Origin of the sequence: Halomarina halobia (assembly GCF_029338575.1) — an archaeon.
Taxonomy (GTDB): domain Archaea; phylum Halobacteriota; class Halobacteria; order Halobacteriales; family Haloarculaceae; genus Halomarina; species Halomarina halobia.
In genome coordinates this window covers 1737264-1752179 of record NZ_CP119992.1, presented here as the reverse complement: position 1 = coordinate 1752179, position 14916 = coordinate 1737264, and the positions used below count along the sequence as shown (strand labels likewise).

The 14916-nt window shown below is 70.2% G+C and carries 12 protein-coding genes; 6 read left to right on the top strand and 6 right to left on the bottom strand.

All coding sequences use genetic code 11. The features are described 5' to 3' along the window. Positions 1 to 20: 20 nt before the first annotated feature. The 4 genes from P1K31_RS09215 to P1K31_RS09200 all read right to left on the bottom strand — a co-directional run bounded on the left by P1K31_RS09215 (position 21) and on the right by P1K31_RS09200 (position 5426). Positions 21 to 1517: a S8 family serine peptidase gene (locus P1K31_RS09215; protein WP_276303038.1), complete on the bottom strand. Its 1497-nt coding sequence runs from the start codon at positions 1515 to 1517 to the stop codon at positions 21 to 23. A 6-nt stretch (positions 1518 to 1523) separates the two neighbouring features. Then, positions 1524 to 2141, bottom strand: a complete 618-nt coding sequence (locus P1K31_RS09210; RefSeq protein ID WP_276303037.1) for an ArsR/SmtB family transcription factor — start codon at positions 2139 to 2141, stop codon at positions 1524 to 1526. A 155-nt stretch (positions 2142 to 2296) separates the two neighbouring features. Further along, positions 2297 to 3775 carry an Asp-tRNA(Asn)/Glu-tRNA(Gln) amidotransferase subunit GatB gene (gene gatB / locus P1K31_RS09205; protein WP_276303036.1) on the bottom strand — a complete coding sequence of 493 codons (1479 nt, stop codon included), beginning with the start codon at positions 3773 to 3775 and terminating at the stop codon, positions 2297 to 2299. Positions 3776 to 4550: 775 nt separating this feature from the next. Beyond that, positions 4551 to 5426 (bottom strand): alpha/beta fold hydrolase, encoded by an 876-nt coding sequence (locus P1K31_RS09200; protein WP_276303035.1) that lies wholly within the window; start codon positions 5424 to 5426, stop codon positions 4551 to 4553. A gap of 115 nt (positions 5427 to 5541) precedes the next feature. Between P1K31_RS09200 and P1K31_RS09195 the strand changes: the two genes are divergently transcribed. The 4 genes from P1K31_RS09195 to P1K31_RS09180 all read left to right on the top strand — a co-directional run bounded on the left by P1K31_RS09195 (position 5542) and on the right by P1K31_RS09180 (position 11040). Next, positions 5542 to 5814 (top strand): DUF7518 family protein, encoded by a 273-nt coding sequence (locus tag P1K31_RS09195; RefSeq protein WP_276303034.1) that lies wholly within the window; start codon positions 5542 to 5544, stop codon positions 5812 to 5814. 22 nt (positions 5815 to 5836) lie between these two features. Beyond that, the gene (smc, locus tag P1K31_RS09190; RefSeq protein ID WP_276303033.1) at positions 5837 to 9403 is read left to right on the top strand and encodes a chromosome segregation protein SMC; all 3567 of its coding nucleotides are present in this window, start codon (positions 5837 to 5839) and stop codon (positions 9401 to 9403) included. Further along, positions 9396 to 10445, top strand: a complete 1050-nt coding sequence (locus tag P1K31_RS09185) for a segregation and condensation protein A (RefSeq protein ID WP_276303032.1) — start codon at positions 9396 to 9398, stop codon at positions 10443 to 10445. Before smc ends, P1K31_RS09185 begins: the two co-directional genes overlap by 8 nt. Before the next feature lie 139 nt (positions 10446 to 10584). Next, positions 10585 to 11040 carry a ferritin-like domain-containing protein gene (locus tag P1K31_RS09180; RefSeq protein ID WP_276303031.1) on the top strand — a complete coding sequence of 152 codons (456 nt, stop codon included), beginning with the start codon at positions 10585 to 10587 and terminating at the stop codon, positions 11038 to 11040. A gap of 243 nt (positions 11041 to 11283) precedes the next feature. On the opposite strand, the gene P1K31_RS09175 is transcribed toward P1K31_RS09180, so the two are convergent. Beyond that, complete coding sequence (locus P1K31_RS09175; protein WP_276303030.1) at positions 11284 to 12135, bottom strand: S-methyl-5'-thioadenosine phosphorylase; 852 nt, start codon at positions 12133 to 12135, stop codon at positions 11284 to 11286. Between the two features lie 69 nt (positions 12136 to 12204). Next, complete coding sequence (locus P1K31_RS09170) at positions 12205 to 12897, bottom strand: phosphoribosyltransferase (protein WP_276303029.1); 693 nt, start codon at positions 12895 to 12897, stop codon at positions 12205 to 12207. Between the two features lie 276 nt (positions 12898 to 13173). Between P1K31_RS09170 and P1K31_RS09165 the strand changes: the two genes are divergently transcribed. Together P1K31_RS09165 and P1K31_RS09160 are read left to right on the top strand one after the other, a co-directional pair. After that, entirely contained in the window at positions 13174 to 13536 is a 363-nt protein-coding gene (locus P1K31_RS09165; RefSeq protein WP_276303028.1) for a DUF7344 domain-containing protein, read from the top strand. Between the two features lie 209 nt (positions 13537 to 13745). Beyond that, entirely contained in the window at positions 13746 to 14645 is a 900-nt protein-coding gene (locus P1K31_RS09160; protein ID WP_276303027.1) for a PhzF family phenazine biosynthesis protein, read from the top strand. Positions 14646 to 14916: the final 271 nt, after the last annotated feature.

Below are 14916 nucleotides of genomic sequence, written 5' to 3'. Positions count from 1 at the left end.
ACCGACCGGGCGATCCCCTCCTATCCCGCCGCGGCGAGCGCCCCCGTGGCGTTCACGCGCCCGGCCCCGGAGGCGTCGTCCACCCCCTCGGGACCGACGTCGACCGCGCTCTCGGTCAGGAGCGCTCGCACCTCGGCCGGCGTGGCGGCGGGGTTCTCTCCGATCACGAGCGCCGCCACGCCGGCGACGTACGGCGCGGCGAAGGAGGTGCCGCCGTCGACCTCGATGCCCTCCGCGGCGATCGCGTCCGGCGCGACGAGGTCGACGCCCGTCCGGGCGCTGTACGGGCGGACGGTGCCGTCCGCGCTCGCGCCGACCGCGACGACGCCGGGGGCCATCGCGGGTGCGCTCCCCCCGCCGGCCGAACGGTGGTGGAGTTCGCGGTTCGCGAACAGTTCGAGCGTCGCGGGCTCCCCGACGCGCTCGGCCTTGATCGAGACGTAGTAGCGCCCCTCCGGGACGGTGGCGCTCAGGTGCTCGTACGGCCGGCCGTCGTGACCGGTGGCCCTCGCGACGGGAACGTCCTGACCGGGGCGCTCGCGGATGAGGTAGAGGTCGTAGTCGGCGTCCGTCTCCGGCCAGCCGTCCCACCGGAGGGTGAGTTTCACCCGGCCGCTGATGACGGCACCGCCGTCGAGGTAGTTGCCGTCCGCGCCGTCGTCGAACGGCACCCACGTGGGGTCGTCGGGGCCGTGCGTACCGGTCCAGTAGCGCCGGGCGTGGTTCCCCGCCGAGGTGACGAAGACGGTGTCGTTGGCGGCCTCGGCGGCGATGCGCGAGATCGCACCGCTGCCGTCCCCCGGTTGCGTGTAGTAGCTCCCGGCGTCGACGATGACGTCCACGTCCGACGCCTCGAGCCACTCGACGGCGTCGCGGTACTCCTCTGCCGTCGTGGACTCGCCGATGGCGGCCAAGTGGAGGGTCGCCCCCGGCGCGGTGTCCGCGACCGCGCTCGCCACCGCCGTCCCGTGCCGCCAGTCGCCGCCGTCGCCGAAGGCGCGGTACGCGCCGGCGCTCGACGCGATGGCGGGGTGGCTCACGCGGAAGTCGCTGTCGATGACGCCGACGGTGACGTTCTCGCCGACGACGCCCGCCTCGTGGAGGCGATCCGCGCCCACGGTACGCACGCCCGGGGAGACGCGACCGTCGGTGGTGAACTCGGTCTCGGCGAAGCGCACCGACTCGACGCCGGGGTGGTTGGCCAGCGCCCGGACGGCCGGGAGCGGTACCGACCCCTCGACGTGGCGCGTCCCCTCGCTGGTGTAGACGCGGTCGATCTCGAACCCCTCGGCCGTCGGGAGGCGCGCCCGCTGTTTCAGTTCGACGACGACCCGCACCTCCCCGTCGACGGTCGGCCCGTCGGGTTCGTCCGGTTCGTAGAGGTGGTGTTTCAGCCGATCGACGAACGCCGCGTCGTCCGCGGTCCCAGCCTCGACGTTCGCGCCGGGCATCGGCGCGAGGGAGACGGCGAGCAGGCTACACGCGACCATCACCGCGAGGAGGTCGCGCGGCTCCATCGGCGGTCAGACGGTCGGGTAGTTCACGCGGTGCCAGCGACGCCAGGCGACCAGGAGGGCCAGGACGAGCAGTCCGCCGGCGAAGAAGAGGACGCCCGGCGGGGCGGAGAGCGACGCGGCGGCCCCGCCGTTCCCGAGTCCGTCCGCCATCCGCGGGAGCGAGTCGGCGGCGGTGGCCATCGTCTCCGGCGTGAGGAGCCACTGGACGAACAGGCTGACGATCCCGAGGAGGCCGACGGCGGCCACGAGGCTGCGCAGCGAGTCGAGGAACGATGTCTTGCGCTCCTCGCGGCCGACGAACACGACGAGCGGTTCCTCGGTCGGCGCGTAGACGTTCATCTCCCGGCCCTTCTGCGAGTAGCGGATGTCCGCCACGCGGACGAGCCCCGCGTCCTGCAGGTTCGTCAGGTGGTGGCGCGCGTTCTGGAGGGACGTGTCAACGCGGTCCGCGACCTCGGAGGCGGTCGCGGGCCGGTCGTGAAGCGTCGTCAGGACGGCGCGAGCCGTCTCCGACGAGAGCGAAGAGAGCAACTCCCCCGCGTGGTCGCTGTCGAGCCACAGCGTGCGGAGTTCCCCCTTCTGCTCAGAGCTGGCATCGGTGCTAGTTGGCAACAGCCCTGACATTACACCACACTTATCCCCCTGGGTACAAATATTTGCGGTAAGTTTCTTTCACTTCGTGCTGTGAATATCCGAATTTCAAGTAATTTCACCGGTCGGTTGGTTTATCCACGGCGGACGAGAACCCTGCGGGCTCGGGCCGCGCGACGACCGGTGCGTCAGTCCAGTTCCTCGCGCAGGAGTCGGTTGACGGTGCCGGGGTCGGCGCTGCCGCCGGTCGCGGCCATGACCTGCCCGACGAGGTAGTTGAGCGCGCCCTCCTCACCCGAACGGTAGTCATCGACGGCCTCGGGGTTGTCCTCGATCGCCCGCGCGACGGCGTCCGCGACCTCGTCGTCGCCGGTCTTGCCCAGCCCCTCCCGCTCGACGATCTCGTCGGGGGCGTCGCCCTCGTCGAGCATCTCGCGGAGGACGACCTCCTCTGCGTTCTTCGCGGTGATCTCCTCCCGCTCGACGAGTTCGAGCAGGCGGGCGAACTCCCCGCGGGGGATGGCGTCGAGGGGCATGTCGCGGTAGTTGAGTTCGCCGAGCAGGCGGTCCGCGGTCCACGCCGCCGCGAACGCCGGGTCGAACTCGTCGGTCAGGTCCTCGTAGAAGTCCGCCACCTGCTTGGTGGAGGTGAGCTTCGAGGCGACCTCCCCGCTCAGGTCGTACTCGCGGCGGAAGCGCTCGCGGCGGGCCTCGGGGAGTTCGGGGATGGGGATCTCCTCCTTCCAGCCGGAGACGCGCAGCGGCGGGAGGTCCGCCTCCTCGAAGTAGCGGTAGTCCCTCTCGGCCTCCTTCGAGCGCATCGAGACGGTGACGCCGCGGGACTCGTCCCAGTGGCGCGTCTCCTGCTCGACCTCCCGTCCGCGCGCGACGGCGTTGCGCTGGCGGGTCACCTCGTAGGCCAGCGCCCTCTCAGCGCCCTTGTGGCTGCTGATGTTCTTCACCTCGGTCCGGTTGGCCGCGGCGAGCGCCGACGCGTCGATGGAGCCGTCCTCGGCCACCTCCTCGCCCGGCACGAGCGAGATGTTCGCGTCGACGCGCAGGCTGCCGTCGCGCTCGGCGTCGAACACGCCCAGGTACTCGAGCACCTCCTCCAGTTTGGCGAGGAAGGCGCGCACCTCCGTCGGCGAGCGGAAGTCCGGCCGGGTGACGATCTCCATCAGGGGCATCCCGGCGCGGTTGTAGTCGACGAGCGTGTACTCCGCGCGGTCGATGGCTCCGCCCTCGTGTCTGAGCGATCCGGGGTCCTCCTCCAGGTGGGCGCGCTCGATCTCGATGACGCGGCGCTCGCCCTCGACGCGGATCTCCAGGGAGCCGTCCTGGCAGATCGGGTCGTCGTACTGCGTGATCTGGAAGTTCTTCGGGAGGTCGGGGTAGTAGTAGTTCTTCCGGTGAAAGCGCGTCTCCTCGGGGATGTCGGCCTCGATGGCCTTGCCGACCTTGACGGCGGCCTCCACCGCGGCCTCGTTGACGACGGGCAGCGATCCCGGCAGGCCGAGGCAGACGGGGCAGGTGTGGGTGTTGGGCGCGTCGTCGGCCGTGTCGGTCGAGCAGCCACAGAAGAGCTTCGTGGCCGTCTCCAGCTGGACGTGCACCTCCAGCCCGATGACGACGGCGTGCTCGCGCGCCCGGGTCGCCTGTGCGGTCATTACCCCGATTCACCGGGTCCGCGCGCTAAAGGCTATCGGGACTCGGGTGGGGGTGGGTTTGGGGGTCAGCGGCCGACGGTGACGGTGTCTCGAAAGCCCTCGTGCTTGGATGTAGAGGGCAGTACCACCTCGAAAGCCCTCAAATCAGAGTAGGAAGAGAGCACCTCGAAAGCCCTCGTGCTCTCGGGTCGTGCGCCACACGCTGCGCGCTTCGCCTCACTGCGTTCGGCTCCAGTGCTTGCGGTGTCGGACTTCCCCGAGAGTACTCGCCCTTTCAGTCCACCAGGAGATTCGCGTGGCTCGTCTCCCAAGCCCCTGTTCGCTCGCCTGACGGCTCGCTCACGGGAACACGAGAAAACCGCACCGTAGGCCTGCCCTTCCCCGGGTCGAGCGACGAGCCGCCCTCCCGGCCACACGGCTGGGCGCGCTCCCTGCGCGCCCGACGGAGACGGGTAGGGACCCTGGTGGACTGAAAGGGCGAGCGCTGTAGACGATGCACGCCGACACAAGCACTGGAGCGAGAGAGCGGAGCGACCGAGCGAAGCGCGCAGCGAGGCGCGCGAGTCACGCGAGCGATGCGAGCGTGACGTCGGAAGTCGCAGCCCGCGCAACCGAGCACCGTGAGGCGAGCAGGACCGTCTTCCGGGAGTCTACAGCGCGAGGGCTTTCGAGGTGGTACCGTCCTCTGCACCCGAGCCGAGGGCTTTCGAGGTGTTCTATTTGCAGTTCATTACGTAAGTGAGGGCTTTCGAGATGCCGTCGACAGCATCCGCGTTCATCCCAGGAAGTCCACCAGTCGCTCGTTCACCTCGTCGGCCTTCTCGTGTTGGACCCAGTGGGTGGCGTCCTCGAACACCACTAACGCACCGTCCTCACAGTACCCGACGCTCCGCTCCGCGTTCTCCCGGACGAGCGCGGCGTCACGCGCGCCCCAGAGCACGAGCGTCGGCACCGTCACCCGCTCGCGGCGGTCGAACGATCCACTCCGCAGTCCGTTCGCGCGGTACCAGTTCAGCATCCCCGTCAACGCCCCGGGGCGACCCCACGCCGTGCGGTAGCGCGCGAGGTCCACCTCCGAGAAGGTCCCCGGTCGGGAGCTACCGACGAGCGCGCGGGCCAGCAGTTCGTAGTTCCGCGCCCGGAGCACCGCCTCGGGGAGGCGGGGAAGCCGGAAGACCCCGGCGTACCAGCTCCGAAGGGCCTGCCGCGGGTTCCCCCGGAGGGTGTCGCCGAACGCGCCGGGGTGAGGGGCGTTGAGGATCCCGAGGCGCTCGACGCGCGCGGGGTGACCGAGCGCGAGCCACCATGCGACCATCGCACCCCAGTCGTGACCCACCATCCGGGCCGCGTCGTACCCCTCGGCGTCGAGGAGGCCGACGACGTCGCGAGCGAGGGCGTCGATGCGATAGGCTCCTACCCGGCCGGGCCTGTCGCTCAGGTCGTAGCCGCGCTGGTCGGGGACGAGGAGGCGGTAGCCCGCGTCGGCGAGCGCCGGCAGTTGCCGCCGCCAGCCGTACCAGAACTCGGGGAAGCCGTGGAGCAGGACGACCGGAATGCCGTCCTCGGGGCCGATCGTCCGAACGTGGAGGGTGACGCCGTTCGTCTCGACGTACCGGGAGGTGCCGGGGAGGTCGCGGGTTCGCTGGACCATGGGTTCCGTAGGGTAGCGACGCGGTAACCGCTTTCCCGGCGCGGTACCGAGAAATGTCAATGAATCTGTTATTGTCTGACGCATGTTTATACGTCCACGCCGGTGCATGTGGGACATGGCCAGCGGAAATCGCGTCGAGGAACTCGAGTCCCGCGTTCGACAGCTCGAGGCGTCGGTGACGGGGCTGACCGACGAACTCGTCGAGTGCAAGGAGCGGATCCAGGCGCTCGAAGCGGAGGTCGACCCCCCGGACGCCGTCGCGGGACGGTCCGGGCGGGCGAACAGACCGGATCCACCGGCGTCGGAATCCGAAGGGGACAAATCCGAGCGGGACCAGGAGGGAGAACAGAGCGGTTCCTCCGGCAGCGACGAGATAATCGTCGCGTAGGGGGGTCGCCAACGAGCGCCCCATGCACATCAAAGAGCTCGTCCTCGACGATTTCAAGAGCTTCGGCCGCACGACCAGGATCCCCTTCTACGAGGATTTCACGACCATCAGCGGGCCGAACGGTTCCGGCAAGTCGAACATCATCGACAGCGTCCTGTTCGCGCTCGGGCTGGCCCGCACGAGCGGGATCCGCGCGGAGAAGCTCACGGACCTCATCTACAACCCCGACGACGACGGCGCGGAGTTCGCCGGCGAGCGCGAAGCGAGCGTCGAGGTGCGCCTCGACAACGCCGACGGTACGCTCTCGCGGTCGCAGGTCGTCAACGCCGCCGGGACGGAGAACGTCGGCGACGTCGACGAGATCTCCATCCGGCGGCGGGTCAAGCAGACCGAGGACAACTACTACTCGTACTACTACCTGAACGGCCGGTCGGTCAACCTCTCGGACATCCAGGACCTCCTCGCGCAGGCGGGGGTGGCCCCGGAGGGGTACAACGTCGTGATGCAGGGCGACGTGACCGAGATCATCAACATGACGCCGCACGCGCGCCGCGAGATCGTGGACGAGATCGCGGGCGTGGCGGAGTTCGACGCCCGGAAGGCCGACGCGATGGACGAACTCGAGGTGGTCGAGGAGCGCGTCGACGAGGCCGACCTCCGGATCGAGGAGAAGGAGGAGCGCCTCGCGCAGCTCGAGGACGAGCGCGAGACGGCCCTCGAGTACCAGTCGCTCAAGGAGGAGCGCGAGGAGTACGAGGGCTACCTCAAGGCGGCGGAACTGGAGGACAAGCGCGCCCGCCTCGAGCGTACCGAGCGGAAGGTGGAGCGCGACGAGACGAAGCTCGAGGAGCGCCGGCGCACCCTGGACGAGCGCCAGGGAACGGTGGTCCGCCTCGAGGAGGACCTGGAGGACCTGAACGCGGAGATCGAGCGCACCGGCGAGGACGAGCAGCTGCGCGTCAAGCGCGAGATCGAGGAGGTGAAGGGCGAGATCGCCCGCCTGGAGGACGCAGTCGAGAGCGCCGAGGAGCGCATCGAGGAGGCCGAATCGAGGCGGCGACAGGCGTTCGTCAAGCTCGACGGGAAGCAAGAGCAGGTCGACGACCTCGACGCCCGCATCCGCAACGCGAAGGTCGCCAAGTCCTCGCTGAAGGCAGAGACGATGGAGCGGGAGGAGGAACTCGCCGAGGTCGAAGCCGAGATCGAGGCGGTGGACTCCGAGTACGAGCAGCTGAAGACGGACCTCCAGGAGGCGCGCGACGAGCTGGAGGCGGCGAAGGCCGAGAGGAACGAACTCCAGCGCGAGCAGGACCGCCTGCTCGACGAGGCGCGGCGGCGCTCGAACGACCAGCGCGAACTGCGCGAGGAGATCGAGTCGCTTTCGGCGTCGATCCCCGACCTGGAGGCCGACCTCGCCGACCTGGAGGCCGAACTGGAGAAGGCCGAGAAGAACAGGGAGACGATCGAGTCGGTCGTCGACGACCTGCGCGCCGAGAAGTACGAGCGCCAGGACGACATCGACGAGCTGGAGGACGAGGTCAGCGCCGCCCAGCAGGAGTACGCGGAACTCGAGGCCAAGGCGGGCGAGTCCGGCGACAGCTCCTACGGTCGCGCCGTCACGACCGTCCTCAACGGCGGCCTCGACGGCGTCCACGGCACCGTCGGCCAGCTCGGGAGCGTCTCCGGCCGGTACGCGACGGCCTGCGAGACCGCCGCCGGGGGTCGCCTGGCGAACGTCGTCGTCGACGACGACGGGGTCGGCCAGCGCTGCATCGAGTACCTGAAGTCGCGCAACGCGGGTCGGGCGACGTTCCTCCCGATCAACAAGATGCGCCAGCGCTCGCTGCCGAGCGAGCCGAGCCGCGACGGCGTCGTGGGGTTCGCCTACGACCTGATCGACTTCGATCCCCAGTACGCCGGGGTCTTCTCCTACGTCGTCGGCGACACGCTCGTCGTCGAGGACATGGCGACCGCCCGCGACCTGATGGGGCAGTTCCGGATGGTGACCCTGGAGGGGGAACTCGTCGAGAAGAGCGGCGCGATGACCGGTGGTTCCCGCTCGGGATCGCGCTACTCCTTCTCCTCGGGGAAGGGCCAACTCGAACGGGTCGCCGAGCGGATCGCCCGTCTCGAGGACGAGCGCCGCGAGGCCCGCGAGGAGCTACGGGACGTGGAGAGCCGCCTCGACGACGCCCGCGACCGGCAGGCGGACGCCGCCGACAAGGTGCGCGAGGTCCGGACGGAGATCGAGCGGACCGAGGGGCGTATCGAGGACGTGCACGAGACGATCGCGGCGAAGGAGGCGCGGCTCGAGGAGATCGACGAGGAGCGCGACGCGGTCGCCGAGCGCATGGAGGCGCTCGAGGACGAGATCGCCGAGGCGACCGAGGCGGTCGCCGGGGTGGAGGAGCGCATCGCGGACCTGGAGGAGGAGCTCAGGAACTCGGCGGTCGCGGAACTCACCGAGCGCGCGGAGGAGATCCGCGCCGAGATCGCCGACCTCGAGGACGAGATGGACGACCTCGACGGCGAGCTGAACGAACTCGGCCTCGAGAGGCAGTACGCCGAGGACGCCATCGAGGAGCTCCACGAGACCATCGAGGACGCGCAGAACCGCAAGGCCGAGGCGGAGACGCGCGTCGCCGACCTGGAGGCGGAGATCGAGACGGAGGAGGCCACGCTCGAGGAGAAGCGCGAGCAGGTCGCCGACCTGGAGGACGAACTCGCGGACCTGAAGGAGGAGCGCGAGTCGCTCAAGGCGGACCTCCGGGAGGCGCGCGAGGCGCGCGACGAGGCGAAGGAGGCGGCCGCGACCGTCGAGAGCCGCCTCGAGAGCCGCCGCGAGACCGTCCAGCGCCTGGAGTGGGAGGTGGACGAGCTCGCCGCGCAGGTCGGCGAGTACGACCCCGAGGACGTCCCCGACCACGACACGGTCGAGTCGGAGATCGAGCGCCTGGAGGGCGAGATGGAAGGGCTCGAACCCGTCAACATGCTCGCCATCGACGAGTACGACCGAGTGGCCGACGATCTCGCCGACCTGGAGGAGAAGCGCGCCACCCTGATCGAGGAGCGCGACGGCATCGTCGAGCGCATCGAGGGCTACGAGGCGAGAAAGCGCGAGACGTTCATGGAGGCCTACGGAGCCATCGACGAGCACTTCACGGACATCTTCGAGCGCCTCTCGGGCGGGACGGGGACGCTCCACCTGGAGGACGAGGAGGATCCCTTCGACGGCGGGCTGACGATGAAGGCCCAGCCGGGGGACAAGCCCGTCCAGCGCCTCGCGGCCATGTCCGGCGGGGAGAAGTCGCTGACGGCGCTCGCCTTCATCTTCGCCATCCAGCGGCACAACCCCGCGCCGTTCTACGCGCTCGACGAGGTGGACGCCTTCCTCGACGCCGCCAACGCCGAGGCGGTGGGCGAACTGGTCGACGAACTGGCCGACACCGCCCAGTTCATCGTCGTCTCCCACCGCTCCGCGCTCCTCGAGCGCTCGGAGCGGGCCATCGGCGTGACGATGCAGGACGACAACGTGAGCGCCGTGACGGGTATCGACCTCGCGGCCGCGGGGGTGACCGCCGATGACTGACCGCGCGGACGGGTCCGACAGCGAGCGCCCCGAGCCCGGAATCGGGACCGACGGCGGCGAGGGGATCGCGCTCGACTGGACCGACCGGGCGTCGGACGAGGGACGCGACGAGGGCGAGGGGCGCGACGGGGCCGGGACGTCGGACGCCCCGTCGCCCCTCGCGAACGGGGCGGGCGGGCCGCCCGCGCCCGCCGACCTCCCTTCCGGCGACGCCGACGCGGAGGCAGTCGACGCGGACGACCTCGCCCCGGACGGGGACGAGGTCGAGCCGGTCGAGCTGCTCGTCCAGTTGGCCGACAGGGGCGAGATCGAGCCGTGGGACATCGACATCGTCGCCGTGACGGACAAGTTCCTCGCGGCGCTCGACGAGGCCGACCTGCGGACCGGCGGTCGGGCGCTGTTCTACGCGAGCGTCCTCCTGCGGATGAAGAGCGACGCGCTGCTCGAACCGGACGAGCCCGAGGTCGAAGACGAGCCGTGGGACGCCTGGGACGACCCGCCCGCGGACGGCGAGGAGTGGACCGGTCCCGACCCGTTCGACGCGCTCGACCGCGAGATCGACCGCCGTCTGGAGCGAAAGCGCGCCCGCGGGACCCCCCGGACGCTCGACGAACTCGTCCGGGAGCTCCGCGAGGCCGAGCGCGGTTCGCGGTGGAAGGAGTCCCGGACCTACGACACGAGCGACTCCCCGCGGGGGTTCCGCCGGGGGACCCAGACGCTCGACTACCGCGCCGGGGACGACTTCCGCGTGGACGACGAGCCGACGGCGGCGGACGTCACCGGGACGGCCCACGCGGAGGACATCGAGGCGACGATCCGGCGCGTCTACCGCGCCCTGCGAGAGCAGTACGACGCCGGGCGCGCGGAGGTGCTGTTCGCGGAGGTCGACGGGACCGGCGGCTCGCGCGTCGAGACGTTCCTCGGGCTGCTCTTTCTCGCCCACCGGGGGCAGGTGCGCCTCCAGCAGGACGAGCTGTTCGGCGACCTCTGGATCCAGGACCCGGCGGGCGTCGAGGCGACCGAGGAGGCGCTCGCCGACTGAGGCGATCGACGAGAGCGCGGCGCCGTGACGCCGTCGCGCCGCTCCCCTGCGGTCGTCCGCGCGTCGTACTGTCACCTTCGCGTGGGCGTCTGCGTTCGCCGGCATGAACACTATTGTCCGCGGGCCCGTGACCCGGAACATGAGCGACAGCCAGGTGACCGACATCCTCAAGCGAGCGTACGGGGACGAACTGGAGACCGTGATGAACTACCTGACCAACTCGATCGTGCTCGACGGCGTCCGCGCCGAGGAGATCAAGGACTCGCTGCAGGAGGACATCCAGGAGGAGCTCGGGCACGCGCGGATGATCGGCGAGCGGCTCAAGCAGCTCGACGAGCGCCCGCCGGGGTCGGAGGCCTTCGAGGCCCGCCAGGGGACCCTTCAGCCGCCCGAGGACACGACGAACGTGATCGGCGTGATCGAGGGCGTCCTCGACGCCGAGGAGGACGCCATCGAGACCTACCGGTCGCTCGCGTCGGCCGCCCGCGAGGCGGACGACCTCGTCACCGAGGACCTCGCGGTCACGATCCTCGCCGACGAGGAGGCCCACCGAACCGAGTTCCGGGGCTACCGCAAGGAGTACACGAACGACTGAGCGGCTCGCGTTCAGAACGCCCGCCGGACGGCGTAGGATCACCCTTACGCCCGCAACCGTCGAAAGTCCTATGACGATTGATAGCCAATGGCATGGTAACCATGACGCCAGCCTGGTTCCGCGAGCGCCTGGCCGAGACCGAGGGTCGCGTCGACCGCGAGCGGCTGGTCGCGGCGCTGCAGTACGTGCGCGATCCGAGCCGGTGACCGGGTCGGAAACTCGGCTGCGCTCCCCGTCTCCCCCTCAGAGGTACTCGCCGGCGAGCAGCCGCACCCGCTCCTTCGTCTCCTCGGGGACGTGCGCTCGGGGGGTGTTGATCGTCCCCTCCAGGGCGCGCCCGCAGTCACACTCGCGCTCCCCGGGCAGCGTCTCGATCGCCCGCCCGACGATCTCCTTGATGGCGGCCTCGTTCGCGGCGGCGTTCTCGAGCACCTCCTCCAGAGTGACCTCGCCGTCGCGCCTCCAGACGTCGTAGTCCGTGACGCCCGTCACCGTGGCGTAGCACAACTCCGCCTCGCGGGCGAGCTTCGCCTCGGGGACGGCGGTCATGCCGATCACGTCCCACCCCTGATCGCGGAAGAACTCGCTCTCCGCCCGGGTGGAGTACTGCGGCCCCTCGATGCAGACGTAGGTGCCGCCCTCGACGATCCCGTCGTCGCTCGTCTCGCGCCCGCAGGCGGCGAGGTGCTCGACCAGGTGCGGGCAGTAGGGGTCCGCGAAGCCCATGTGGACGACGATCTCGCCGTCGAAGAAGGTGTAGGGGCGGTGGCGCGTCCGGTCGAAGAGCTGGTCCGGGACGACCAGCGTCCCCGGCGGGAGGTCCTCCCGGAGGCTCCCGACGGCGTTGCTCGCGAGGACCCGCTCCACGCCCACCGCCTTGAGCGCGTAGACGTTCGCCCGGTAGGGCACGTCCGTCGGGTCGTACTGGTGGTGGCGGCCGTGTCGGGGGAGGAACGCCACCTCCACCCCGTCGAGCTCTCCGATCGTGACCGGCGCGCTGGGTTCGCCGTAGGGCGTCTCGATCTCCTCCTCGCGGACGTTCGTCAGGTCGAGCGCCTCGTAGATGCCGCTTCCGCCGATGAATCCGACCGTCATGCGTCGGGCGAGGGGCGAGGGGCACTAAACTCCCGCGAGATGCACTGCACCAGCGCGTCGAGCATCCTCTCACTTCGCGAGCCGCCAGCCCTCGCCGACGCGCTCTGCGACGTCCCGGCGCTCCATCTCGTCGAGCACCTCGCCCATCCGCCCCGGCTGGGCGATCTCCATCTCGATGCGCTGGATGTCGTGGTACTCGTTGAGGTAGTGACGGAGCTCCTCGACGGTGTACGACGCCGCGCCCGCCTTCTCCATGACGCCGCTCGTGAGGTCGATCATGTCCTCGATGAAGTTCCACGGGTAGACGACCCACGTCCACTCCTCGAGGCGCTCGCCGACGTAGTCGGGGTCGAACTCGCTGGTCCCGAGCAGCTGGAGCGTGGCCGTCCGGACCTCGCCGGGGTCGCGGTCGCTCACGTACTCGTGGGCGTGCCGTATCGACCCGCCCGTGTCGGCGATGTCGTCGATGATGAGCACGTCCTTGCCCTCGACGCTCCCCTCCGGCATCGGGTAGCGGATCTCCGGCTCGCCGGTCTTCTGGGCGGTGCCGACGTAGTGTTCCATCTTCAGACTCGTCAGGTCGTCGAGGCCGAGGAAGTCGCAGAGACAGCGCCCCGCGAACCAGCCGCCGCGGGCCAGCGCGACCACCACGTCGGGTTCGAACTCCGCCGCCTTCACCTGGTCGGCCACGTCCCGGCAGAGGTCGTAGATGTAGTCCCAGTTGGTGATCGTGCAGTTGAACTCGTCCGGGAGGTCAGCCATTGCCTGTGTTCACCACAGTACACCGACGGCGTTTCGCCGGTTAAGTCGTACTGGTTCCGAACGCGGCGCTCCGTCGGAAGATGCGAGCGCCGCGCCGTTCGTCGCCGTCCCACGTCGTCGGGACGACCCGCTGGTCCGAACGACTCCGTCTTCCCCGGGCCGCGCTCGGACGTGACTTTGAAGCGACTGGAATATCCTCCGCGTAATGAATGCGTGGCAGACGCAACCAGGGCACCCTTGGGAGTCTCCCCGGATCGTCCGCACACAGGTGGAAACATGTCGGCGTGGGAACCGACGATGACTCCGGATACGGCGCTCGCGTTGGTCTCCGACGCGCGCCGCCGGGTCGTTGTCGACACGATACTAGACGGCAGTGGCGTAACGACACGGCAAGCGCTCGTCCGCACGGTGGTGGAGGAAGAAACGGGAAGACCGATAGCGCACGCGGACACGGGACGCGTTCAGGACGTGCACATCTCGTTGTACCACAATCACCTCCCCAAGCTGAGCAGGTACGACGTCATACGCCACGACCGGGACACGGGGGAGGTGGCGCTCTCGGACAACGCCGACGCCCTCGGGGAGGTGCTGGGGACGCTCACCGTCTCGCTGGACGCCATCGACGACTTCTGCGAATAGACGGTCCGACGGTCCCGCTCCGGGCCCGCTGCGACCGGCAGCGGGGCGACTGCTCACGAATGGGCGGTCCGGCGCTCTGCCGCCCCCGGGTTCGTCCCCCGAACCTACCGGGTCGCACCCCGCCCCGGGGGTGTCACGGACCGGCGACCTTCGCCAACCTCTGTCACCCCTCGCCAACCCTTATCACGCAGCGGGGAGTCGCCCCGACCATGGAGACGCGCCGCACCCTGCTCGTGGACGCCTTCACCGAGGAACCGCTGTCCGGCAACGCCGCCGGGGTCGTCCCCGACGGCGGCGGGCTGACCGCGGACCAGATGCAGGCGGTCGCCCGCGAACTCCACGCCAGCGAGACTGCCTTCTTCACCGAGAGCGAGGAAGCCGACCGTCGGGTCCGCTACTTCACCCCGGAGACGGAGGTCGACCTCTGCGGGCACGCCACCGTCGCCGGCCACGCCCTCCTGCACGAGGAGGGGGCGATCGACGCCGGGACGCACGCGCTCGCCACGAACGTCGGCGTCCTCGAGATCGACGTGGAGGCGGACGGCGCGGTGTGGATGACGCAGGGTCCGCCGGAACTCCGCGAGGTCGACGTCCGCCACGCCGAGGTCGCCGACGCCCTCGGCGTCGAGGAGCGCGCGCTCGAGGAGGTGGCCGACGACCTCCCGCTCGCGTGGAGTTCGACCGGCCTCGCGTTCCTCGTCGTCCCCGTCGCGCGCCTCGACGATCTCGGGAACGCGGAGCCCGACGTGGCGGCCGTCGAGGCGCTCTGCGAGGCGGTCGACGCGACGGGCGTCTACGCGTTCACCTTCGAGACGCTCGACCCCGACGCCGCGCTCCACGGGCGGATGTTCGCCCCGCTCGCGGGCGTCCCCGAGGACCCCGTGACGGGCACCGCGAGCGGGGCGGTGGGGGCGTACCTGCGGGAGTACGACGCCTTCGACGACCTGCCGGCGGAGATGGCGTTCGAGCAGGGTCACTTCGTGAAGCGCCCCGGTCGGGCGCTGGTGCGCGCCCGCGACGAGATCCGGGTCGGCGGCCGCGCCGTGACGGTCTTCGACGGGACGCTCTCGATCCCCGACGCGGAGGAGGACGACGTGATCGAGGCCTGAGCCGGGGTGAGATCCCCGGCGACGGCGTCGCGCACCCGGTCCCCACGGACGTACTCGGCGTAACGCCGCCTCGGGGGTGTGCCCCCGCCGGTCGGTCAGCGGCGCGACGTCGTCCTCGGCGCGCGCGACCCGTCTCCGAACCCGTCCGTCCCGTGACTCCCCCGTCCTCAGCGGCCGTGATGAGCGACGTGGCGGGATCGGTTCCACGGCGCTGTGAGTGTCGGCCGGTCCGGACTGTGTCGAAGTAAGACAGGTCTATCGGTGTAAGGAG